Below are 22431 nucleotides of genomic sequence, written 5' to 3'. Positions count from 1 at the left end.
AAAAAATATCGGTCTGAGAGCTGACTTTTAGTATATGAAATCGTCAAAAGATTCATATGCATCCTCGATACTGTATCGGGTTCGAAAAAGTCAATCGCTCAATAGTCAGATAGTATATTTTGGGAAACAAAACTGAGTTCGCGAAGAAGTTATTAGGCATTCATCCGCAACAGGGTGTACAATATTTGCCGACCGAACACATTGGGTCAACGTATCATGGTTATTACGTGCCCCAGGATTTCCTGTCTAGCCAGTCAATTTGTTACTGCATCGGCGCGGGCGATGACATCTCGTTTGACACTGAGTTAAAAGTGCTCTATGACGCGAAAGTGTTCATTTTCGACCCAATGCCGGAGGGCATCAATCATTTTAATCAGCTAAGGGAATACACCCGAATGAACTGTGGGCTGACCATTCACAGCAAAGACCCATTTACGTATCGTATCACAGCCGACCAATTAAATACCGTTACGTTCGTAGAAATAGGGGTCTGGAATAAAAAAGATACGCTGAAATTCTACGAACCCATCCGGGAAGGATATCCATCGCATTCAGTCTACATGTTTAAGGAATCGGGTAGATATATCGAAGCACCCGTTGATCGATTGAGCGCACTGATGCAACAACTAGGACATACTTCGGTCGATTTGGTGAAAATCGAGATTGAAGGAGCTGAATATAAAGTTATCGACAGCATCCTGGAAGATAAGCTGGATATCAAGTTGATTCTGGTTGAATTTGATGAAATTCATAATCCGAGCGACAAACTTTTCCACCTGCGTATCAAAAAAACCTGCGACAGACTTAGGAAGGCTGGCTACGTACTCGTTCACTCCACCGATACCATGAAACGCTCGTTTCTGCGGAAGGACGTATTCGAATTGCTGAAGGAGAAAAGCGGCCAGCTTCAATTGGCCTAATACCCGGATGGAGTTCCCAACAACGTAACGAACACGGTTTACTGGAAACTAAGCGCCACGCCATTCACACAATACCGTAAGCCAGTTGGCTCCGGCCCGTCGTTAAATACGTGGCCTAAATGGGCATCGCAAACGGAGCAGCGTACTTCGGTTCGATGGCCGTCGGGTTCGGTGTAAATGGCATTTGGTACGTAGGGCGCATAAAAACTAGGCCAGCCCGTTCCCGATTCAAATTTAGTCTTCGACGAAAAAAGCGGATTGCGGCAGCAGACGCAGTAATACGTTCCCGAGCGGTGTTCGTGCGTGAGTTCGCTGCTGTTGGGCCATTCGGTGCCGCTCTCGCGAGTGATGTTGTACTGCGACCGTGTCAGCGTTTTCTGCCATTCATCATCGCTTTTTTCGACGCGTCGATCCCCCGGCGATGTAGCACCAGCAGGGCGTTTGTGGGGTGGGCGAGGGCTGGCTACGAACGTACCGTAACCCCAAAGCAGGCCAACAATTAAAAGGGCTATCAGCAGAAATAATCCGGTTGGTTTCACGATTAAAGAGCATTTTTAAAGAGCGAAAGAGTGAATGAGCGAAAGTAGCTGACGCGTTCAATCTTTCGCTCTTTCACTCATTCACTCTTTCGCCCTTTTTTACGTTACCGCCCAATGGCCACTTTTCGCAGGATAGAATCGATCACCTGCAACGTAGTGACGCCATCGGCTTCGGCCTCGTAGTTGAGCATAATCCGGTGATTGAATACGTCAGGCGCTACCTCTTTTATGTCTTCCGGCAGTACGTAGTCGCGCCGGTCGAAATAGGCGAGGGCTTTGGCGGCCAGATTCAGGTAGATCGTCGCGCGGGGCGACACGCCAAACTGGATGTACCGGGCTTCGTCGCGGAGGTTGTATTCCAGCGGCCGGCGAGTAGCAAAAACGAGTTCGATGATGTAGCGTTCGAGGGTTTCGGAAATGGTGATGCCATTAATTTCGTTCCGAATGGCTACCAGTTCTTCTTTGCCAATTACGGGACGAACTTCGTAATCGAAATTCATATTCGACATTCGGCGCATCACCTCCAATTCTTCGTCTTTGTTCAGGTAATCAACGAAAACCTTCATCATAAACCGGTCGACCTGCGCTTCGGGCAGCGGATACGTACCTTCCTGTTCAACCGGGTTCTGGGTTGCCAGCACCAGAAACGGGCGGTCGAGTATGAACGTTTCTTCGCCAATGGTCACCTGCTTTTCCTGCATGGCTTCTAGTAGCGCCGACTGCACTTTGGCTGGCGAACGGTTCACTTCATCGGCCAGAATCAGATTCGCAAAAATAGGTCCTTGTTTTACCTCAAATTCAGCGGTTTTCTGATTAAAAATCATCGTACCAATCAGATCAGCGGGCAGCAGATCGGGCGTAAACTGGATGCGCTGAAAATCAAGCTCCAGAACCTTAGCCAACGTATTAATCGTCAACGTTTTAGCTAAGCCGGGAACGCCTTCGAGCAAGATATGTCCACCCGTAAATAAACCAATGAGCAGCCGGTTCAGCAGACGTTCCTGCCCAACCACAACCTGGCTCATCTCGCTGAATACGTCGCGAATTTTCGTATGATAGGTGAATGAAGTGGTCGATTGCATTCTTATTTAAGTTGTAAAGTTATAAGGTTGTAGAGTTGTAAAGTTATACCATTGCGTGCGTTCCGGTAGGAAATCGCAACTGTACAACTTTATAACCCTACAACTTTACAACTCATTATTCGAGCCCTGAGAATAGCGCCTTCCTTTGTTGTCAGTTTTATTCAAGTAAAGAAGCAAGCTGTCGATCATTCGGCTTACTACGTCGCATTGATCGTATAACTCATCAAATTTTTCTTTGGTAACGTAGTGATTGTCCAGAGAACGACAACTGCGATTTTACTTCTGTCAATGAGCCTCTTGCTATTCCAAGAAATTGAACGAACTCTCCTCGATTACCCCGTCCGAATCCTTCAGCTATATTATCCATTACCGAGCCTCCCGAACGGCGAATCTGACGTTTCAAGTCCAAATCGTCCAGAAAGGATTTGTCGCGGGTGGCTTGGTGAATATTACTAGATAGAAAACGCGCTTTCTGCCATGACTTGAGATCCTCCAATCGGTTTACGGTGGGCATTTTATGTTGTAGAGTTGTAAGGTTATAGCGTTGTAAAGTTGTAAGACGGGTAAACCACTCTTGCGTCAGCCAACTCTATAACTTTATAATCCAACAACCCTATAACTCCACTCAAAACGTCGCCCGGATGCTCCGGTCTTTCCCGTGAATGTCTTTATATACGTGGATGTTCGTGAAGCCTCGGTCGGCGAAAACCTGACGGGTGGCTTCACCGAAACGTTCGTTGATCTCAACATAGCAGGCTCCACTTTTGGTCAGGTGGCGCGTGCAAAAATCGGCCACAGCTTTGTAAAACACCAGCGGGTCGTTGTCGTCGACGAACAAAGCTATACCAGGTTCGTAATCCAGTACGTTACGGTCCATATCGGCCGCTTCCGAGCGCGTTACGTAGGGCGGATTGCTCACCACACAATCGTAACGATGCACAAAATCAGCTGGTACGTTCAAAATGTCCTGAATTTCGAACGTAACGTCAGCCTTCAGATTTTCGGCGTTACGTCGTGCCAGTTCTAGCGCTTCGTCTGATACATCCCAGCCCGTTACGACCGACTGGGGCAGAAAGCGTGCCAACGTAATGGCAATGCAGCCGCTACCGGTGCCAATGTCCAGAATGGGTACATCGTCCGTGCGGTCGGCGAAATCGTGCATGATGAGACGTACCAAATCCTCGGTTTCGGGGCGGGGAATCAATACGTCGGGCGACACTTCGAACTCCAGTCCGCAGAAAATTGTGGTACCGATAACGTGCTGAATAGGCTCCTGTCGATTCAGTCGTTCCAGAATCTTGAACCAGTCGGGTTCGGTGCGGTTGGGCGGAAGCGGCTTATCCGTCAATACGTCGGTCTTGCGTAAGCCGAAATAATGATCGAGGAGCATAAACGCCATTTCGCGCGCTTCCTCGGGTGGAAACGCCGTAATGTTTTTACTCAGTCTGTCGTATAAAGGTTTGGCGGTGGCCATCAGGTTCTGTCGAGTAATTTTGCCAAAAATAGGGAAGTTTACGTTTGTTTTGCTCCAAGTTTCGGGTTTATAGCGTGTCTGCCAACACGGAACCTGAAATACCAGAACTTTTGCCTGCCTATGAATCCATTTATGCTTCGCGCACTCGAGTTAGCAACACTGGGCCGGGGCCATGTTAGCCCGAATCCGATGGTCGGCTGCGTTATTGTTCACGAAGTTGCTGGCAAAGAGCCACGTATCATCGGCGAAGGCTGGCATCAGCGCTATGGCGAGGCTCATGCCGAACGTAACGCCATTGCGGCTGTGCATCCAGACGATGTGCACTTGCTTCCCGAAAGTACTGCTTACGTAACGCTCGAACCGTGTTCGCATTATGGCAAACAACCACCCTGCGCTGATTTGCTGATCGAGAAACGTATCGGACGGGTGGTTTGCTGCAACGACGACCCCAATCCATTGGTAGCCGGAAATGGATTTGCTAAACTTCGTGCGGCAGGTATAGACGTCAAAACCGGGATTTTGGCAGAAGTCGGGCGTGATTTAAACGCTCGTTTCTTTACGTTCATGGAGAAAAAACGCCCTTATATTATCCTGAAATGGGCTGAAACATCAGATGGGTTTATAGCGGGAAAAAATGGCCAGCCCGTAAAAATCAGTGGCGACTTGTCGCATCGACTGGTGCACCGATGGCGGAGTGAAGAAGATGCAATCATGGTTGGAACCAACACGGCCCGTAACGATAACCCTCGTTTGAACGTACGTTTATGGCCAATCCATTCTGGGTCAGGCAAAAACCCGATACGTATTGTTTTTGACAGAAGCCTATCACTCCCAACCGATCTACATTTGTTCGATGGCTCCCAACCGACGATCGTTTTTCATGCAAGCGTAACTGGGCGAACTGATACGTTACACAATGTGAGCTATGAGTTTACGGAATCACTCATATACGCATTAGAGATTCTTCGACAACGTAACATTCAATCGATACTAGTGGAAGGAGGTACTACGTTGTTGCAATCGTTTATGGAGGCTGGGCTTTGGGACGAAATGCACGTATTTCGCAGTCGGGGTATGTTGGGAGAGGGTATAGCGGCTCCCCGTGTTCGAGGAAAACTGGTAAGTCGTGAAATGGTAGGAGAGGATGAGTTGACGATATATAAAGAGCGAAAGAGTGAATGAGTGAAAGAGCGAATTTCCGGATTGACCTTCGCACTTTCGCTCTTTCACTCATTCACTCTTTCGCTCTTTAACTTTGTGCTACCGGCGTGGCGTTGGCGCCGATGTTGCCGCTGGCTACCAACGTAGCACCCGCCATGATTTTTACGTTGGCGTCGTAGGTGCCTAGCTTGTCGTAAAAACCGGTTTCGCTGATGGTGAAGAACTTGTTGCTGGCAAACTCACCTGTCTTACCGTTGATGGAATCGAGAGGTTTCAAGGGGGTTGCTGAACCCGCGTTCAGTTTACCCTGATAGATGGATGAGGTATACGACGTACCATCGGCCGTATTGTATAAACCCACTTCAACCAGCGTTACCGATGCGCTGTATTTGTAAAAAACTACGCGGCCATAGATGTTCTTGCCATCGGCCGAAGCCAGCGTATACGCTTTGTAAGTAGATACGGTTCCACCACCCGGAGCGGCACTCGTGTTAGGCTCGTACGTCTGTTGTTCGCAGCTTGTCGAAACGATAATCAGACAAAAAAGCACGACTAGCGTAGGTATGAATTTTAGTATATTGAAGCGATTTTTCATCGGGAGAATAGATTAGAAATTGAACATCAGACGACCATAGTAATAGGCACCGTTAGAGCCTTGCTGATTGTTGGAATACAGGTAAAAACCCTGATTCTCTGGTCGTAAAATATTGGGGTATTTGTCAAAGATATTACTACCACCAATCGACACTTTCACGTTCCGACTCAGTGCATAACCAATACTCAGGTCGACGACGGTTTGTGGAGAAAATGTCTGGTCGTAGTAATTTCCTTTATCATCCGACGAAACCGACCGCTCGGTTACCGATCCAAAATACGTGCCCCGTAGCATGATATCTGTTTTCCCGAAACGATACGTTGCCGACCCGATAAGTTTGGTACGTGGCGTTCCGGTTTCGAACTGCCCGATAACGTCGCGGCTGAGGTATTTTCCGACAATCTGTTCAGACGTGAGGTTTGCTACGTTCAGATCCAGCGTTTTCCGGGTAAGAATGGTGTTCTTGCTGAAGATGGTCGCCAGCATGAAGTTCAGGCTTCTGTTCCGGGGCATGTTGTAGGTGTAGTTGCCAACAAACTCAATACCTTGCGACCGAACATTAGCCCCGTTGACAAAGAACTGCGCTTCGCCACCGCCGATCACCTCGTCGTAATTATTACCCACTTCCGAAGCGTTGAAATAGCTGGTGCGGAAAATGCGATTGTCCACATCGATCTGGTACGCATCGACGGTGATTTCAAGACTGCGCATGGGTTGATACGTAACACCGAAGCCATAAGTGCGGGAGTTTTCCTGTTTCAATCCTTTGATTCCCAGTACACGGGCGGCCGTACTATTGTTCGGATAGGTGGTTACATCGAGCGGTTGTGGAATGCCGTTCGCGTCGGGTACGAAAGCGGTTGCCGTGTGCGTATAGTTCAGTTCCTGTAACGAAGGAGCCCGGAACCCGCTGGCAATTGAACCACGTATCGTCAGCTTGTCGGTCAGGGCGTAACGTAGCGCCAGTTTGCCAATCGATACGCCCCCGAAATCCGAATAGTTTTCCAGCCGAACGGCGGCCGCTACCAGAAATTTACGGGTCAGTTCAAGTTCGGCATCCAGATAGGCGGCCATTGTGGTGCGGTATTCGTTACGTTCGTTTTTCGGCCCGAAACCGGCAAAGCACTGGCAATTTGACGACAGGTTTTTCACGGTAACCTGCTGACCAGCAAAAACGGAAAGGGGTTTGCCGTCGGCTCCAACAATGGGTTGGCTGCTGCCATCTTCCAGCGGTTTGCCATCGGGCCCAACCAATAAGCCCGGCTGCGTAACGGTCAGAATACCAGCGTCGCCATAAGCGAAACTTTCGTCCTGGCCCTTCATGATCTTGTAATTTTCAATCCGCATTTCAGCCCCAAACGCGATGTTCAGCCCGCCCATGATTTCCTTGAAATAGCGCGAAAAATCGAGGTTGGTGGAGTTCTGGCTGAACTGGTGCGTTCCCAGATACATATTTACCGGCGTGTTCGAGCCCAGCGATGCGTTCATGGTGTTGACCATTCCGATTCGCATCGAATTTTGCCCGAACGTATTACTGAAATCAACGCTGAATTCGCCAATCTTACTCTTGATGCCAACTGTATTCGAAATGTCGGACGTATTGGACGTCATCTGCGGACGGAACCCGTTCGGATACAGTAGGTAATTGAAACGGTCAGTTTGCGCCGGACGGCGGAAATAGCAGGAAAAACCCTGTAGATTTTTGTACGAAGCCCCACCAAAGCTATAGAGGATTGTATTTGGGCTTATTTCGTAACCTGCGTTGTAAAAAGCGCTCCCGAGCGTAATGGCTGGCATACCGGCATACACGGCGAAGTCGGCTTTGGTCAATCCGCGCGCACTCATCAGGCCCGTTTCGGTTTTCAGGGCCGCGATTTGTGATGCGTTACCAGCGACCTGCGCGTTAATGAGTTCGGGGTTGGTGATGATTGGTCGACCGTATTTATCAGTACGTTGATTGTTCAGGTACGTATTATCGAAAAAGCCCCAGTCGTTTACAAACGGACGTAGCGTAGGCCGTTTTTGCGTGATTTGCCCCGAAATATTGAGGTAGCCTTTCTCCGCGATTTTAAACCCGTAATTGGCGTCGAACTGGTAGTTGAAACCGTCGGGTTTGCCGTTGTTGGTTAGGTCACCCGCGCCACCGCCTGAGTTCAGGTAACCACCGCCCGTGAGGCTACCGGTTAGTTTATTCGTTCCTTTTTTCAGGATGATATTCACCACGCCCGCCACCGCGTCGGAGCCATACTGAGCGGCTGCTCCATCCCGCAGAATTTCGACCCGGTCGATGGCCGAAGCCGGAATTGTCATCATGTCGACCGACGTAGAAGGGCTTCCCACGGCGGTTCCCGTAATCAGCAGCGCCGACGTGTGCCGCCGTTTCCCATTGATTAACACCAGAATCTGATTGGGAGCCATGTTCCGCAACTGAACCGGGTCAACGTGCGAATCAAGGTCACCGCCCTGCGACCGAACGGCGTTAAAACTGGGCGCTACATAAGCCAGAATCTGGGCAAGGTCCATCTGTGGCAGTTCGCCCATCATGTCTTTGATGGAAATCACATCAACGGGCACCGGTGTTTCCAGAATGGTACGTCCGGTATTACGTGTTCCCGTTACTATTAGCTCGGTTAGCTGAGTGGCGTCTTCATCGAGCGATACGGAAAAATTGCTTTCGTTGCCAACAGTGATTTCCTTTGACTTGAAGCCTATGAAGCTGAAAACCAGTACGTCACTTGGCGATGCTTCCAGCGAAAACATGCCTTTGTCATCGGTAATGGCCCCTTTGCGTGAGTTCCCTTTTACCAGTACGTTAACTCCCTGGATCACTTCAGCGTTAACAGCCGTTACGACTTTCCCGGTGATTTTTTTGGCTTGTGCCAGAGCGGTCAGTGGCGATAAAGCTATACATACGCAAAAGTAAAGGCATAGGAATACCGCATTACGAGTCCGTAATCTTTTTTTCATGGTTGTATTATGGAGTTAAGTTGGAAGCTTGTTAGTTGCGTCGTGCACGCGTACTAGCTGCGATGCTGTTCTCTCTTCGAATGATATTGGATACCCGTTTGTTGCTGACGCTGTTCGCTGCGTGTCCCAAATGGGTTAACGACCGGAGAGGTCGGGGAAGAATACTGCATAATGCCGGGCGTGTAGCTTCGGCGACCTGAAAACGTACCTGTAGCGTTGTATCGTCTCATGATGCTGATGAATTAGGTTGAATAATTTTAAAAAAGGTAATAGATTATCTATCAGGCATTTATGGGCCTGCTCATGAACGTAATACATAAACTGAAAACGGGTAATCAGCCAGCCTGTTGACTGGAAAATGGTGACTGCAAATGCCCTGAATAGCGAAACTCTCCGTAGCGCTCAAATTAATGAGAGGAGAATACTATTTTGTTGTACTTAATCAAATATGCCAATTAAAATTATGTTTGTCAAGTAATAGTCAATATAAAATATTGCATTGTTTGAATAGTGCAATAGAAAAATATATATAGTCTATTTTCCGGCGAATTTTCGGGGCTTTATATTATTTTGTAGATACTTTTCCTGGTGCTTTGGTAAGTAAATAACTACTGAGAAGAGCTGTCATTCCCAGTAGTTATTTACTAATCAAATTCATTTCAACTGATTCGTACCCCTGAAGCCCACACATTTTTGGTATTAAGCAACTTATCTACATGAAGCAGATTTGCTACGTATCCCGTCTGAATTTTCCCTAATTGATCGCCCATGCTAATAATTTCGGCCGGAATTACCGACGCCATACGTAGTGCGTTCGTTAGCGGAATTCCTGCCTGCTCCACCGCAATGCGAACGCAGTCGATCAACGTAATGGCTGAGCCCGCCAAATTTCCTTCGTCATTAACGTAGCGGCCGGGGCCACCGGCAGGGTCAGACTCGAAATGTACCACGAACTGTCCTAGCTCAAACGTAGGCCGGGGTGGGTTGGCAAACAAAGCGTCTGAAATCAGAAAAAGCCGTTCGCCCATAAGCCGATAAGCAATCCGTATCGTAGTTGGATTGCAATGATAACTGTCGGCGATGATGCTAGCACGTACCGACGGATGATCGAATACCGAGCCCACTACGCCCGGTTCGCGACTTTCGAAACCACGCATGGCGTTGTAGAGGTGCGTAGCCAGCGGAAAACCGTCGTTGAATGCCGACGTAGCCTGCTGATACGTAGCATTACTGTGCCCAAGCGATAGCAACGTAGTACTGGCTTTCAGTTGTTTAAGAGTTGCCAACTGCTCAGGTGTAAGTATTTCAGGAGCCAGTGTCAGAATACGTATTACGTCGGCGTTGGTGCTGAATAAGGCTTCCAGTTCACCTTCAGCGGGTGTGCGAACGTAAGCCATGCTGTGAGCCCCCCGTTTAATCGGATTAAAATACGGTCCTTCGGCGTGAAGGCCGGGCACGCCAAATGGATTTTCGTCACGTACCACTGCTACAGCCGCCATCGACTGCTGCATGATTTCGAGGGACGTAGAATGTATCGTGGGCAGTAACGTAGTGGTGCCGTTGCGGGCGTGTGAGTTGTAAATATGCCGGACGGTGTCGGGCGTAGGAACATCGTTCAGGAACAAATCGGAGCCGCCGTACAATTGCAGATCGATCAGGCCCGGAACAAGGTAATCACCGTTGAGGTCGATAGTATCTTCGCCAGATGAATCTGGAGATACGCTAACTTCCTGAATACGACCGTTGTCGACACGGACGGATGCGCTGGTCAGCCATTCGTCGCCGGTAAAGACGGTGGCATTAATAAACTGAGTCATGGGATAAAACGGGTTGCCTATGATTAGACAGGAGAATAATGGCCGGAATCTACCCGAATTTTCGTTTTTTTGCGAACAAATTTGTTTCAGTACCAATCTGTTTTGCCTTTGAACGCTGCCCGTTTATCTCCTCTCGCTACGTTGACGAACCCTGGTTTAGTCCAGGCTACTATTCCGCTGGCTTCCTCGAAAAGTGAAAGTAACCGCGCCCTGATTATTGATGCCCTGACGAGTTTTCAGTGTGACCTTACCAACCTATCAACCGCCCGCGATACGCAGACGATGATACGTTTGCTGAAGTCAGACGTTGCAACCGCCGACGTACTGGACGCGGGCACAACCATGCGTTTTCTAACGGCCTATTTTGCCGTTACAGGCAAACAGAAAACCATGACCGGCACCCCGCGCATGTGCGAGCGACCCATCGGTATTTTAGTCGATGCGCTACGTTCGCTAGGTGCCGACATTACGTACCTGAAAAACGAGGGCTATCCACCGCTACAACTGAACGGGTTTACGCCTTCGACCACGAATCGACTAAGCATTCGAGGGGATGTGAGCAGTCAATATATTTCGGCGCTGTTAATGATTGCCCCCATGCTGCCCAATGGCTTAACGCTGGCGCTAACTGGCGCTATTGGTTCGCGGCCATATATGGAGATGACCATCGAGCAGATGATTTATTTCGGGGCAGACGTGCAGGCTGATTGGGACGCAAAAACCATTACAGTAGCGCCAAAACCATACATCCCAAAACCTTACGCCATTGAATCCGACTGGTCGGGCGCGAGTTATTGGTACAGCGTAGCGGCTCTGGCAAAAGATGAGACGGCCGTAGTTAATCTGTTGGGGCTCAAACCAAAATCGTTGCAGGGCGATAGCGCCATCGTAGATATTATGCGTTCCCTTGGGGTCGAAAGTACGTTTACTGAAACGGGGGTTAAACTGACTAAAGGAACTAATAGCGATTCGCTGGCGTGGGATTTTACGGACTGTCCGGATTTGGCGCAGACGGTTGCGGTTTGTGCAGCTGTCAAAGGTGTTACGTTACATTTAACAGGTATCGAAAGTTTGAAAATTAAGGAAACAGATCGAGTAGCGGCACTACAGGCAGAATTACAAAAAATTGGGGCTGAACTCGTTGAACTTGAGCCAAATCATCGGTATGAAGTACATCGGCTTACGGGCGAACATTCAGTTCCGGCAACTATCAAAACCTACGACGACCACCGCATGGCGATGGCGTTTGCTCCCGTGGCCATGCGCGAGGAAATTATTATTGACGAACCTCGTGTAGTTGATAAATCGTACCCAAGTTTCTGGGACGATCTGGCGCAAGTGGCCAAAGTTGAGTTTACCGATTCAGTGAATTAAATTGCTTTAGAGAACCTTACGGCTATGACAAGACGGGACCAATTTGAACAACAAGGCTATTTAATCGTCCGTAACGTATTTACGCCAGATGAAGTAGACCAACTGCGTAAGTCGGCCTATACGTATCGTGATCAGCAGCAGAAGCTTGGTCTGGTGAAGCAGGTGAAACAGGCGGCTTCCGTAAAAGGTGATCTGCTAAGCAAAGAAGGATTGGGCTGGGTGATTTACGATCCACGTATTGTCAGTATTGCTACCGAACTTCTGGGCGATACGCCCGTTTATTTCTCCGATAGTACGTATCAGATTGGCACCGGAACCCGTGGTTTCCACCGGGATAACATTGACCGTTACCAGTTTGGGCAAGGCGCTGATTGGGATGGAAATTATCCACTGATTCGTTTCGGTATTTATTTGCAGGATCACGATACGTATAGTGGTGGCATCCGGTTTAAATCCGGTAGCCACAACGCAGCCGATGGTGCCGATGTGTTTGCCGATACTCGTGCGGGCGATATTGTAGTCTGGAATATGCGTACTTTACACAGCGGCAACGCCCGTCGACTGAAAGTTTTGACTAGCTTACCGTTGCATATAGGTCTGGAAAACCGCCTTCCTGATTTTCTTTTCCGTGAGCAGCAGGGGGAACGCGTATCGATGTTTTTTAGCTACGGGCTTGAAGGCAAACATCTTGACCATTATCTGGAAAACCACATCCAGAAACGGGCTGACATGCAGGAAAATGTGCGCTTATCCAATTACTCACCCGAAACGCTGAAAAAAGCCGATCAGAATAAAATAAAAGTATTGGATGTGAAGAAATTGGTTGGTTAACGTTCTTTGAATTCGTGCTCGCGTTCGAGGATGAAACGTAGCGCGACGCCAAAACCCCAGCCAGATCCATCAGACTTAATCAACGACTGCTGCTCTGTCACATTGTTTACTTTGTACGTAATTGTTGATTGGAGGGCATTGCCAATTCCCCAATACTTGCGCGCGTAAAAGCCCATTTCTACCGAAGAAGCAATCCGGACGGTATACTCAGCGCCCAATTCCGCCATCCCTGTGAACCGATTGGCAATGGACGTAGTAATGTCGAGCTGGAGCGTATCGGCAGCTTGATTCCGCCGTGGAGTGCTACGTCCTGTTAAACGCAATGGATCAATCTGGCCACTGCCGTTAGGAATCAGCCAGGCCCCTCCTGTTAGCCAAAATCCGGTATTATTTAAGGAACGTTTGCCAGAGCCAATACGTCGTTTCATACGTACCGTAGCGCCATTACTACTATTTTGATAATTATAAGCGAGTGGTCTGGAACCATTGGCGACAGTGACATTCAGACGAATAGGCAGGTAACCGTAACCGGCCTCAATCGCCCAGTTGTTTTGAAAACTATACCCTAGTAAAACGCTCCAGTTAGTTTTCATAGGTAAGTTGCTGATGATCAATCCATTCAATGAGCTGCTTAACGTACTGACTTCGTTTCGAAGTCCGCCTTCTACGTTTATCGAAAGCGTACGTATTTCTTTTAATCGTTGTGATTGTAGATAATCAGCTCGTTTGTCATCAGCAGTACGAAGTTTGCCGTATCGCAAATCGTCGACCCGATCATTTGGATCAGCAGTCAGGCGTCCGTGAACGCGCACTGGTGGAGGGGCAACATCACTCGTATCGATGACGACCTCCTGCGCTTGTGCGGAAAGGAATGAGCCCAGAAAAAGAAAGATAAAGAAAATGTGTTTCATCGTAATCGCTTGGTTAACAGGAAAGATCAATCATAGAGTGAGTTCTATGATGATTACGCTTTTTCTGTTTCCAGTGTTGCGAGTAGCGAAAAATACGGGTAATTGTGCTTCACTTTTTCGCAATCCGTCAGTCTGTTTTCATGTTTCGTCAGCGACCACCTGATCTTTGCGCATGACCTTTGTGATGTACTAATTGACTCGCAAACATCATGAAAACGCTTTTAAAATCGGAAGAACTAATTCAATTTCTGGGGGCTATCTACCTGTTTTCTCAACTGAATTTCGCATGGTGGTGGTTTCCGGCACTGATTCTACTACCCGACATCAGCATGATTGGTTATCTGATAAATCCGGCAGTAGGCGCAGTATTGTATAACGTAGTGCACCACAAAGGGTTAGGCGTTGTTATCGGTTTGTTGGGCTTAGCAGCGGGGAATCAATATCTCATGCTGGCGGGTGTAATACTTTTCGCCCATTCAACTATGGATCGCACAATGGGATACGGCTTAAAATACTTCGACAGTTTCAAACACACGAGTTTAGAAAGTCTATAGCGTGGCCATTCGGTAAGCACCCGGTGTTTGTCCTGTCCATTTTTTAAACGACCGGAAAAATACACTTGGTTCCGCAAAACCAAGCAGATAGGCAATATCGGTAGTACTGAGGTTAGGCTCACGTAAATGACTGACGGCAAGTTCTTTGCGAGTTTCATCGAGCAACTGCTGATACGTAGTACCGGCTTCTTTCAAGTGAAGTTGAAGCGTACGCATTCCCATCGCCAAACGGTCGGCAATGGCGGCTAATGTGGGCTCTTCGCCTTTCATCATGGCAACGATTTCTGTTTTGACCCGTTTGCTCAATGTGGGCGTTTTAAGTCGGTCCAGACTAGCGGCTGCGTGTTTTTCGAAAAGGTCCAACAACGTAGCACTGGCATTCAGAATAGGCAGATCGAGTAACGTAGCATCGAGCACCATAGCCGTTACGTTGGCGTCGAAAATCAAACGGGCAGGGGCAAATACCCGCTCATACACACGCGTGTCAATTGGACATGGATGGACAAAATGGACTTCACGCGGTACTACGTCCTGGCCGGTCAACGCACGCATTGCCGAAAGATAAATTGATAGCTCAGAGTTAAGCGTGTGCTGAGGATAAATAATCGAATCACTAGTGATCTGAAGCGATAGAACGTATTGCTTTTCGCCGGTCGCCGACGTAGTGAACTGCCCCGTTGTGCGAACTCCTTCGCAGGCAATATCCTGATACTTACAGAGCTTTTCCAACGCTTTTCCTAACGTAGGCGCGTGCATCATTACGTAGGCCAGCACGCCAAGAGTTAACGGATTTACCAATTCGCCGAGTTTCAGCGCTATGTCAGCATCACCAGTCGCGTTCACAATTTCATGCCAGAGCGATTGAACTTTTGAAATTGACACGCGTCCGTCTGGATCGCGAAGTTGCTCTGACGTAATGCCAATCGTGCGAGCCAGCTTATCGGCGTCAGCTCCGCATCGTTTGGCCGCATACAAAATCAGGTTGATCGAGCCAATAGAAAGCGTATCAGTAGTAGCTGGCATCTAACGGAAAATGCGTTCGTGCGAAACAATCAGGTCGGGAAAAATACGACTCGGAATTTCACCCGATTCATAAACATCGACCAGCGCGTACTTACCATCCTCAAGTACATAGACGTTCACCGTCTTTTCTTTAGGCTGTACAATCCAGTATTCCCGCACGCCCGACTCTTCATAAAGATTGAATTTCTCATTAAAATCGTTTTTTGTCGTTCGGGGCGACGTAATTTCAATAATCCAATCTGGAGCACCTAAACACCCTGCGTCATCTAGTTTGGACGTATCGCAAATCACACAAAGATCAGGTTGAACGACGGTATGTAGTTGATCAGGTTTACGTTCGTTACGTACAGGCAACCGCACATCGAACGGGGCAGTATAAATTTCACATCTTTTGTCGCCGAAAAAACTACCAATGTCAATTAGTAAATGGCTGACTGCTGACTGATGTGCACGCCGGGGTGCCGGCGATATCCGGTATATTTTCCCTTTAATCAATTCGACACTTTCGTCGAACTGCCATTTCAGGTAGTCGGCGTAAGTGTAGGTGCCGTTAGGGTCGAGTTGCGAGATATCGGTAATCATACGCGTAGATTGTCGATTTCGTTACGCAAGTTCCTAAAATAGTCCGACGACCGCAACAATCGACTTCCGTACCACGAAAACAACTCACCATCTACCAACATCACCCGCGCCGATGGGCACATTGCCTGAAATTCTGCTACGTGTTTTTCGGCAAAGGGATAGGGTTCGGAGGATAGAAAAATAAGGTCGGGCTGGGCAGTTTGAATGTCTTCAACTGTCACTTCTGGATAGCGGGTTTGATGGACAAACGCATTTTCGAAGCCCGCTACGTTCAGCATGGCGTCAATGAACGTATCACTGGCGGCCACCATGTACGGATTTCGCCAGATGAAATAAGCAACGCGTTGGCGAAGGGAAATGGGTGTGGGACGTAGCGTTTTTTCAAGTTGCTTCGCGATAGCTTCGGCTTCCTCATTTTTTCCAACCGACGTACCGACTTCACGGATCATTGCAACCGCATCTCCAAGCGTTGTTACGTCAGTCAGGTGAACAACGTAGTGACGTTGTAGTTCTTCAATCTGTTCGCGGGTATTTTCTTCTTTGTTGGCTATAATCAAATCGGGACGTAGCGCCTGTATTTCGTTGAATTTTAATGTCTTAGTGCCACCTACGATGGCCTTATGCGTAACTTTATCAGTCGGGTAAATGCAAAATTTTGTGAGGCCAACGATCTCGTCGTCCAGACCTAATTCGAAGAGGAGTTCTGTGATGGATGGAACCAGAGAAATAATGCGTTTGGGCTGCATAGCGTAGCATTTAGCGGGCAAAATAACCGACTCGGAACCGATTTAGCTGCTTTTAACAAGATTTTCGTCCTCAGTTAAAAAAAATGTGCAACGTTTACACTAAGAATCTCTCATTTCGCTATGAAACAATTCATTTTTGCCTGTTTATCAGCCGGGCTTTTTAGCGTATCAGCGCTGGCGCAGACCAGCGTATCCGGCAAAATTACGTATGAAGGTATGCGCCAGATCGACCGGTCGCAGATGCGCATGGTTATCAATGGCCAGGAAGTTCGGTCGGATAGGCCGGGTGCCCCTGATGCGCCCGAAGGTATGCCTGACGTAATATCATTCACGCAGAAATTGGTCTTCTCCGGCACGATGGCTAAAGAAGAAACCGACCGTCCGGGTGGAAATATGATGTTTCGTCGTCAAATGGATGGTGGTCAGGGAGGATCGGGTGGACAGGGTAATCGGCCACGCGAGATGCGGATGACCCCGCCACTTGAGCAACAGTCGTATCTTGATTTAGCGAATCGGCAGCGAATCGACGTTGTGACCATAACCAAAGATTCGGTAAAACAGGTATATCGGACAGAGCATCCGCTAGCTAAATCCGAAGGATGGCAATTGTCGGACAAGACCAAAAAAATTGCCGGTTACGTTTGCCACAAAGCTACGGTCGCTTATACTCCACAACGCCGGATGAACCGTGAACGGAACGGGGCAAATGGAGGCAGTGGTACTGCTGATGCCAGCGCCAATGCGCAAGCTCAGGCACCTCAGGCACCCGCTGAAAACTATACAATCTGGTACACAACCGACCTGCCTTTTACCTATTCGCCAGTGGCGGCCCTGACGCCGGAAAAAGGGGTTGTATTGCAGATTGAATCTGATAGTCAGTCGTTTAAAGCAACGAACGTATCGATGGAGGCCGTAATTGAAGCCTCTGTTCAACCGCCTAAGGATGCAAAAGCCATCTCAGAAGATGAAATGAATCAGATACGTCGAAAAGCAATGGCCGATTTTCGTCAGCGAATGATGCAGAACAACCCGTTCCCGAGAAATTAATTAGGCACCGACAGGCTCTGGCTGTCGGTTGTAGTTACAATTAGCCGCTATCGCGTCTCCAACAGCCAGAGTCTGTCGGCGCCGGTCAATCAATGAATAACGAATGTAAAATGAACACTTCCCTATTTATATCGAAGCGATTTCTGATTGGCACATTTGTCATCATCCATTTTGCATTATTCATGAATACCGCCTTTGCTCAGTCATCGGGCGTTATTCGGGGGGCAGTGGTCGATTCGGTGAGCCGGAAGCCGTTGCTTGAAGCGTCGGTGTCGTTACTGTCGGCACGCGACTCGTCGCTGGTGTCGTTTGGGATTACGGACGGCGACGGCAAATTCGAATTTCCGAAAGTGGCTGAAGGTCAATACCGCGTGCTGGTTTCGTATCTGGGGTATCGGAGTCGGGCGAAACGCGTGTCAATCACAAAAACCGATTTGACTGCCGACGCCGGAACGCTTGAACTCGTAGGCGAATCGCAGACGCTGAACGAAGTGTCGGTGCAGGGCGAACGCGCGCCCGTAGCCGTGAAAGGTGACACGCTGGAATTTAACGCGGGTTCGTTCAAAACCCGCCCGAATGCGCAGGTCGAGGAATTGCTCAAAAAACTCCCCGGTGTTGAAGTCGACCGCGACGGTGCTATTAAAGCGCAGGGGCAAACGGTAACAAAGGTGATGGTCGATGGAAAACCATTCTTCGGGAATGATCCCAAAATGGCGACCCGGAATCTTCCCGCCGATATCATTGACAAAGTACAGCTTTTCGACCAGGCATCTGAACAGTCGGCCTTTTCGGGCGTAGATGATGGCGACCGCGAGAAAACAATCAACATCACCACTAAAAAAGACAAGAAGAAAGGCTCCTTTGGGCAGCAGTCGCTCGCTGTGGGACCCAAGCCCGGCGATAATGCCCGTTATTCGGGTCGGGTGAGCTTCAATCAGTTCAATAATGGCCGCCAGATTTCGATGCTGGGGATGGCTAACAACATTAATCAGCAGGGCTTTACCGCGCAGGATTTAGGTCTCGGCAGCAATTTTGGCGGTGCTGGTCAGGGTATGGGCGGTGGTGGCGGTAGCAACATGGTTCGGGGTGGCGCTGGTGGCGGTAGTTTTGGCGGGGGCGGTCAGGTGGGTAGTAATGCCATTACGCAGTCGTGGGCGGGAGGCATCAACTACCGCGACGGCTGGGGCAAGAAAATCGACGTAGTGAGCAGCTATAACGTCAGCAATACCAATACATTGACCGACCAGAAAAGCCACCGTGAGAACGTAGTGCCAACGGGTACGACAGGGCCAACGCGGGCCGATGCGGGTTTTATTCGTGACCAGGTCAACGGTTCCGACAATACCAATACGAATCATCGGTTTAACCTCCGGTTCGATTACCGACTTGATACGTTGACAACCATTCGGGTAATTCCAAATTTATCATGGCTCAACTCCAATTATAATAACCAGAGTTCGGCTACTACGTTGACCCGAGAGGGGGTGCTGGCCAACTCAAGCCAGACGAATTACGTATCGGATGGCGATGGTTTTAACGGGAACAATTCGCTGTTGTTATTCCGTAAATTCCGGAAAAAAGGCCGGACGTTTTCGGTAAACTGGAACATCGCCTTCAACAACCAGGACAACGAAGGCATCAACCGGTCATTGAATCGGTATAATGGTTCATCGACTACGCTGACATCGGGCGTAATTACAAAAGATACGTTGACCGGAATCACGACTCAGGCGATTAACCAACGTAACAATCAGATAACCCGCTCGATGACGAACTCGGTGAATGTGAGTTACACAGAACCGCTTTCGCTGCGCCAGACGCTGGAATTTCACTACAACCTGTCGAACAACCACAATACATCGAACCGGGCGGTGAATGATTTCAACGCACTCACGAACCAGTACGATTTGCTGAACGGACAGTTGAGCAACAATTTTATCAACGACTACGTAACGAATCGGGGCGGGCTGACCTGGCAGACGAAACGGCTGAAATACACCTATGCACTGGGCGTTGATGCGCAGCAGGCCAGTCTGAATTCGGATAACCTGAGTCGCGAAACGCATCTGAACCGGTCGTTTACGAATATTCTCCCGAATGCGTTATTTACCTACAATTTCGGGAAACAGCGCACACTACGTCTCAATTACCGGACACGTATCAATGCACCTTCAGTGAATCAGTTGCAGCCCGTTCCGAACAACACCAATCCGCTGAATATACAACTGGGAAATCCGAATCTGCAACCTGAATACAGTCATACTATATCATTGAATTTCAACCGGTTTAATTCCGCTACGTACCGTAATATGTTTGCATCCGTGAACCTGAGCCGGACTGATAACAAAATCGTAAACGCGACCAATTTCACATCGTCAGGTGCGCAGACGACGCAGCCGGTTAACACAAATGGCTATTATACGCTGAATGGGTCTCTGGTATTCGGGCAGCCTGTTACAATTGGTTCGCAGAAAACGAACATCAATTTAACAACCAACGTAACGCACAATCGCGGGCAGAGCTTTGTGAATAATCAGCCCAACGAAGCCAAAAACTGGCTGGTTGGTCAGGGCGTACGGATCAGCTCGAATTTCTCGGAAAAACTGGATTTGAACCTGGGTGGTAATGTCAACCTGCAATCGGCGAAGTATTCACTGCAACCACAGCAGAATACTACGTTCCTGAATCAGACTGTTACGTTGGATTTATACTACCAACTGCCGCTTAAGTTTACCTTCTCGACCGATGTGTATTACAATAACTATAGCGGTAGTGCGGGCTCTTATAATCAGAAGTTTACGCTCTGGAATGCTACGTTGTCGCGGCAGTTATTTAAACAGAATCAGGGTGAAATCCGGTTTCAGGCGTTCGACTTGCTAAATCAGAACCGCAGCATCGTTCGGAACGTAACGGATACCTATACTGAAGAAGTGCAGAGCCGCGTGCTGAACCGGTATTTCATGATCAGCTTCGTGTATAACCTGCGCAAGTTCGGGGCGGGCGTTACGGCCCCGCGTGATCCGTTCCAGCAGCGTGAACGTGGCGGTAATCGTGGTCAAGGTGGCGGTTTCCGCCGGAATGGGTAATCAATGAAATCACTGACTAAAATCTATTCGAATAGCTTCTTGGCTAATTCTTCTTTGGTCAAATTAAAATGCGCTGAGATATTTTTGAGGATGTTATTCAGGGTGCCAATTTTGATTGGGTCATGTCGAGGGATGGTTTCACAGTGCTGACCATTTTGCATGGTTTCAATCCTGATATGGCTCCCTGTTTGACGAGTGACTTCGTAACCCAATGCCTTTAACAACTTTATTAATTCAAGACCAGTCAGATTGCGCGGTATTCTCATAGCGCGAACACTTCGTCTTTTACGAAATGCAGCCGTACAAGTTGTGGCCACTGAGATGGGTTATCATAGTGGCAATCAATGGCATCCCGAATCATTGTTTTTAATTCAGCCATTGATTCTCCCTGCGTAAAAATATTTTCGCCAACAGCCTGCGCTGTATAACCGCCCTCTGGGTCTTCTTCAACTAAAAAGATTAGTTCTTTCATATTGATAAGACAATTGATAGTCTACAAGGTAACAAAAGAAGCCGGAAATTTATCCGGCTTCTTTTTCATTTCATTTGATATATCGGAAATCTTCGTTGCCTTTCAACGCCAGCAGGGTTTCGTACATGAGTTTAATGACGTTCTGTACGTCGTCCATGTGAACCGTTTCTACGGTCGTGTGCATGTACTTGAGGGGCAGCGAAATCAGGGCTGAGGCAATGCCTTCCGTGGCGTAGGCAAAGGCATCGGTATCGGTGCCGGTCGAGCGGCTCACGGCTTGCCGTTGGAAAGCGATTTCTTTCATTTCGGCCACAGCAATCATAAAATCCAGTACGTTGTTCTGCACCGCCGGACCGTAGCATAAAACAGGACCATCGCCACATTTCAGATCGCCCTGTTCTTTTTTGTCGTACTTCGGCGATTGCGTATCGTGCGTTACGTCGGTACAGATAGCGAGGTCGGGTTTTAGGCGACGGGCGATCATTTCGGCACCGCGCAGGCCGATTTCTTCCTGAACTGCATTCACTACGTAGAGCGTGAACGGCAGCGTTACGTTGTTTTCTTTCAACAAACGAGCCACTTCGGCAATCATGAATCCGCCCATGCGGTTGTCCAGCGCCCGACCAACGTAGTAGCGATTGTTCATTTCCGTCAGGCCATCCACAAACGTGCAGACTGTACCGACGTGAATTCCCATGTTCAGCACTTCCTCTTTAGTTGCAGCGCCCACGTCGATGAACAGGTCGGTTACTTTCGGAGCGGTGTCTTTAGCCAAGTCGCGAACGTGAATGGCTGGCCAGCCAAAAACACCTTCCACTGTGCCTTTTTTGGTGTGCAGATTTACACGCATTGAGGGCGCAATGAGGGCATCGGAACCGCCGTTACGCCGGACGAAAATATAGCCATCATCGGAAATGTAATTGACGAACCACGAAATCTCATCGGAGTGAGCTTCGATGACTACTTTGTAATCTTTACCAGAACCAATTACGCCAACAGCCGTGCCATACGTATCGACAATATATTCGTCGGTGTAGGGTTTAATGTAATCCAGCCAAATCTGCTGTCCCGACGATTCAAAACCGGTGGGGGAGGCATTATTGAGGTACTTATACAGAAATTCTTTACTGTGTTCGTTCATGAAAACTAGGAGCTAATTGCGGATTTAAGTAAACGGCGTTTCATTCACGTACTACGCCGTTCAAGATTCAATAATAAAGCAAAAGAGCCAAACGACATGCCCTTTTTTG

Annotated in this window: 21 protein-coding genes; 7 read left to right on the top strand and 14 right to left on the bottom strand. The window is 48.5% G+C overall.

The genetic code is table 11. From position 1 onward, the window contains the following. Nucleotides 1–119: 119 nt before the first annotated feature. Nucleotides 120–920 carry an FkbM family methyltransferase gene (locus ACYVF1_RS17640; protein ID WP_461081181.1) on the top strand — a complete coding sequence of 267 codons (801 nt, stop codon included), beginning with the start codon at nt 120–122 and terminating at the stop codon, nt 918–920. A gap of 38 nt (nt 921–958) precedes the next feature. Here the strand turns inward: ACYVF1_RS17640 and msrB are convergent, their stop codons facing one another. The 4 genes from msrB to prmC all read right to left on the bottom strand — a co-directional run bounded on the left by msrB (nt 959) and on the right by prmC (nt 4015). Then, on the bottom strand, nt 959–1459 hold the full coding sequence (gene msrB, locus ACYVF1_RS17635) for a peptide-methionine (R)-S-oxide reductase MsrB (RefSeq protein ID WP_461081180.1): 501 nt from the start codon (nt 1457–1459) through the stop codon (nt 959–961). Between the two features lie 104 nt (nt 1460–1563). Continuing rightward, entirely contained in the window at nt 1564–2541 is a 978-nt protein-coding gene (locus ACYVF1_RS17630; protein ID WP_461081178.1) for an AAA family ATPase, read from the bottom strand. A 223-nt stretch (nt 2542–2764) separates the two neighbouring features. Continuing rightward, nucleotides 2765–3055 (bottom strand): four helix bundle protein, encoded by a 291-nt coding sequence (locus tag ACYVF1_RS17625; RefSeq protein WP_461081176.1) that lies wholly within the window; start codon nt 3053–3055, stop codon nt 2765–2767. A gap of 111 nt (nt 3056–3166) precedes the next feature. After that, nucleotides 3167–4015, bottom strand: coding sequence for a peptide chain release factor N(5)-glutamine methyltransferase (prmC, locus tag ACYVF1_RS17620; protein ID WP_461081174.1), 849 nt, complete (start codon nt 4013–4015; stop codon nt 3167–3169). Between the two features lie 132 nt (nt 4016–4147). Between prmC and ribD the strand changes: the two genes are divergently transcribed. Continuing rightward, complete coding sequence (ribD, locus tag ACYVF1_RS17615) at nt 4148–5197, top strand: bifunctional diaminohydroxyphosphoribosylaminopyrimidine deaminase/5-amino-6-(5-phosphoribosylamino)uracil reductase RibD (RefSeq protein ID WP_461081172.1); 1050 nt, start codon at nt 4148–4150, stop codon at nt 5195–5197. 67 nt (nt 5198–5264) lie between these two features. Here ribD and ACYVF1_RS17610 read toward each other — a convergent pair whose 3' ends face one another. The 3 genes from ACYVF1_RS17610 to nagA form a co-directional block, all read right to left on the bottom strand. Further along, entirely contained in the window at nt 5265–5771 is a 507-nt protein-coding gene (locus ACYVF1_RS17610; protein WP_461081170.1) for a hypothetical protein, read from the bottom strand. 12 nt (nt 5772–5783) lie between these two features. Beyond that, nucleotides 5784–8738 (bottom strand): TonB-dependent receptor, encoded by a 2955-nt coding sequence (locus ACYVF1_RS17605; protein WP_461081168.1) that lies wholly within the window; start codon nt 8736–8738, stop codon nt 5784–5786. A gap of 659 nt (nt 8739–9397) precedes the next feature. After that, nucleotides 9398–10555: an N-acetylglucosamine-6-phosphate deacetylase gene (gene nagA / locus ACYVF1_RS17600; RefSeq protein ID WP_461081166.1), complete on the bottom strand. Its 1158-nt coding sequence runs from the start codon at nt 10553–10555 to the stop codon at nt 9398–9400. Between the two features lie 108 nt (nt 10556–10663). On the opposite strand from nagA, the gene ACYVF1_RS17595 reads away from it, so the two are divergent. Together ACYVF1_RS17595 and ACYVF1_RS17590 are read left to right on the top strand one after the other, a co-directional pair. Continuing rightward, nucleotides 10664–11929, top strand: a complete 1266-nt coding sequence (locus tag ACYVF1_RS17595) for a 3-phosphoshikimate 1-carboxyvinyltransferase (protein ID WP_461081164.1) — start codon at nt 10664–10666, stop codon at nt 11927–11929. A 24-nt stretch (nt 11930–11953) separates the two neighbouring features. Next, complete coding sequence (locus ACYVF1_RS17590) at nt 11954–12760, top strand: phytanoyl-CoA dioxygenase family protein (protein ID WP_461081162.1); 807 nt, start codon at nt 11954–11956, stop codon at nt 12758–12760. Here ACYVF1_RS17590 and ACYVF1_RS17585 read toward each other — a convergent pair. Beyond that, nucleotides 12757–13671 (bottom strand): hypothetical protein, encoded by a 915-nt coding sequence (locus ACYVF1_RS17585; protein WP_461081160.1) that lies wholly within the window; start codon nt 13669–13671, stop codon nt 12757–12759. The two genes, ACYVF1_RS17590 and ACYVF1_RS17585, sit on opposite strands and share 4 nt — an antisense overlap. Before the next feature lie 209 nt (nt 13672–13880). On the opposite strand from ACYVF1_RS17585, the gene ACYVF1_RS17580 reads away from it, so the two are divergent. After that, a complete protein-coding gene (locus tag ACYVF1_RS17580) occupies nt 13881–14225 on the top strand; it encodes a DUF4260 domain-containing protein (RefSeq protein WP_461081158.1) in 345 nt (114 codons plus the stop codon). Here the strand turns inward: ACYVF1_RS17580 and ACYVF1_RS17575 are convergent. The 3 genes from ACYVF1_RS17575 to ACYVF1_RS17565 are packed head-to-tail and all read right to left on the bottom strand — an operon-like array spanning nt 14220 to nt 16576. After that, on the bottom strand, nt 14220–15248 hold the full coding sequence (locus ACYVF1_RS17575) for an AraC family transcriptional regulator (protein ID WP_461081156.1): 1029 nt from the start codon (nt 15246–15248) through the stop codon (nt 14220–14222). The two genes, ACYVF1_RS17580 and ACYVF1_RS17575, sit on opposite strands and share 6 nt — an antisense overlap. Further along, a complete protein-coding gene (locus ACYVF1_RS17570; protein WP_461081154.1) occupies nt 15249–15830 on the bottom strand; it encodes a Uma2 family endonuclease in 582 nt (193 codons plus the stop codon). It lies immediately after the preceding gene. Continuing rightward, nucleotides 15827–16576 carry a helical backbone metal receptor gene (locus tag ACYVF1_RS17565; protein ID WP_461081152.1) on the bottom strand — a complete coding sequence of 250 codons (750 nt, stop codon included), beginning with the start codon at nt 16574–16576 and terminating at the stop codon, nt 15827–15829. The genes ACYVF1_RS17570 and ACYVF1_RS17565 overlap by 4 nt, the downstream gene beginning before the upstream one ends. A gap of 120 nt (nt 16577–16696) precedes the next feature. On the opposite strand from ACYVF1_RS17565, the gene ACYVF1_RS17560 reads away from it, so the two are divergent. Next, nucleotides 16697–17623 (top strand): GLPGLI family protein, encoded by a 927-nt coding sequence (locus ACYVF1_RS17560; protein ID WP_461081150.1) that lies wholly within the window; start codon nt 16697–16699, stop codon nt 17621–17623. Nucleotides 17624–17733: 110 nt separating this feature from the next. After that, nucleotides 17734–20709, top strand: a complete 2976-nt coding sequence (locus ACYVF1_RS17555; RefSeq protein ID WP_461081148.1) for a TonB-dependent receptor domain-containing protein — start codon at nt 17734–17736, stop codon at nt 20707–20709. 23 nt (nt 20710–20732) lie between these two features. Here ACYVF1_RS17555 and ACYVF1_RS17550 read toward each other — a convergent pair whose 3' ends face one another. The 3 genes from ACYVF1_RS17550 to ACYVF1_RS17540 all read right to left on the bottom strand — a co-directional run bounded on the left by ACYVF1_RS17550 (nt 20733) and on the right by ACYVF1_RS17540 (nt 22322). After that, entirely contained in the window at nt 20733–20975 is a 243-nt protein-coding gene (locus ACYVF1_RS17550; RefSeq protein WP_461081146.1) for a type II toxin-antitoxin system HicA family toxin, read from the bottom strand. Next, complete coding sequence (locus tag ACYVF1_RS17545; protein WP_461081144.1) at nt 20972–21181, bottom strand: type II toxin-antitoxin system HicB family antitoxin; 210 nt, start codon at nt 21179–21181, stop codon at nt 20972–20974. Before ACYVF1_RS17545 ends, ACYVF1_RS17550 begins: the two co-directional genes overlap by 4 nt. Nucleotides 21182–21251: 70 nt before the next feature. Further along, entirely contained in the window at nt 21252–22322 is a 1071-nt protein-coding gene (locus ACYVF1_RS17540) for a M42 family metallopeptidase (protein ID WP_461081142.1), read from the bottom strand. Nucleotides 22323–22431: the final 109 nt, after the last annotated feature.

This window comes from Spirosoma flavus (genome assembly GCF_054778555.1).
The sequence above is the reverse complement of the archived record's forward strand: the minus strand, read 5'-3'. Positions and strand labels throughout refer to the sequence as shown.

Bases quoted from the DNA above. Each gene is read 5' to 3' on its own strand.
- ACYVF1_RS17625 (WP_461081176.1), bottom strand. From the start codon at position 3,055: ATGCCCACCGTAAACCGATTGGAGGATCTCAAGTCATGGCAGAAAGCG.
- ACYVF1_RS17565 (WP_461081152.1), bottom strand. From the start codon at position 16,576: ATGCAGCCCAAACGCATTATTTCTCTGGTTCCATCCATCACAGAACTC.
- prmC (WP_461081174.1), bottom strand. From the start codon at position 4,015: ATGGCCACCGCCAAACCTTTATACGACAGACTGAGTAAAAACATTACG.
- ACYVF1_RS17555 (WP_461081148.1), top strand. From the start codon at position 17,734: ATGAACACTTCCCTATTTATATCGAAGCGATTTCTGATTGGCACATTT.
- nagA (WP_461081166.1), bottom strand. From the start codon at position 10,555: ATGACTCAGTTTATTAATGCCACCGTCTTTACCGGCGACGAATGGCTG.
- ACYVF1_RS17590 (WP_461081162.1), top strand. From the start codon at position 11,954: ATGACAAGACGGGACCAATTTGAACAACAAGGCTATTTAATCGTCCGT.
- ACYVF1_RS17545 (WP_461081144.1), bottom strand. From the start codon at position 21,181: ATGAAAGAACTAATCTTTTTAGTTGAAGAAGACCCAGAGGGCGGTTAT.
- ACYVF1_RS17560 (WP_461081150.1), top strand. From the start codon at position 16,697: ATGAAACAATTCATTTTTGCCTGTTTATCAGCCGGGCTTTTTAGCGTA.
- ACYVF1_RS17605 (WP_461081168.1), bottom strand. From the start codon at position 8,738: ATGAAAAAAAGATTACGGACTCGTAATGCGGTATTCCTATGCCTTTAC.
- ACYVF1_RS17580 (WP_461081158.1), top strand. From the start codon at position 13,881: ATGAAAACGCTTTTAAAATCGGAAGAACTAATTCAATTTCTGGGGGCT.
- ACYVF1_RS17575 (WP_461081156.1), bottom strand. From the start codon at position 15,248: ATGCCAGCTACTACTGATACGCTTTCTATTGGCTCGATCAACCTGATT.
- ACYVF1_RS17610 (WP_461081170.1), bottom strand. From the start codon at position 5,771: ATGAAAAATCGCTTCAATATACTAAAATTCATACCTACGCTAGTCGTG.
- ACYVF1_RS17550 (WP_461081146.1), bottom strand. From the start codon at position 20,975: ATGAGAATACCGCGCAATCTGACTGGTCTTGAATTAATAAAGTTGTTA.
- ACYVF1_RS17630 (WP_461081178.1), bottom strand. From the start codon at position 2,541: ATGCAATCGACCACTTCATTCACCTATCATACGAAAATTCGCGACGTA.
- ACYVF1_RS17540 (WP_461081142.1), bottom strand. From the start codon at position 22,322: ATGAACGAACACAGTAAAGAATTTCTGTATAAGTACCTCAATAATGCC.
- ribD (WP_461081172.1), top strand. From the start codon at position 4,148: ATGCTTCGCGCACTCGAGTTAGCAACACTGGGCCGGGGCCATGTTAGC.
- ACYVF1_RS17570 (WP_461081154.1), bottom strand. From the start codon at position 15,830: ATGATTACCGATATCTCGCAACTCGACCCTAACGGCACCTACACTTAC.
- ACYVF1_RS17585 (WP_461081160.1), bottom strand. From the start codon at position 13,671: ATGAAACACATTTTCTTTATCTTTCTTTTTCTGGGCTCATTCCTTTCC.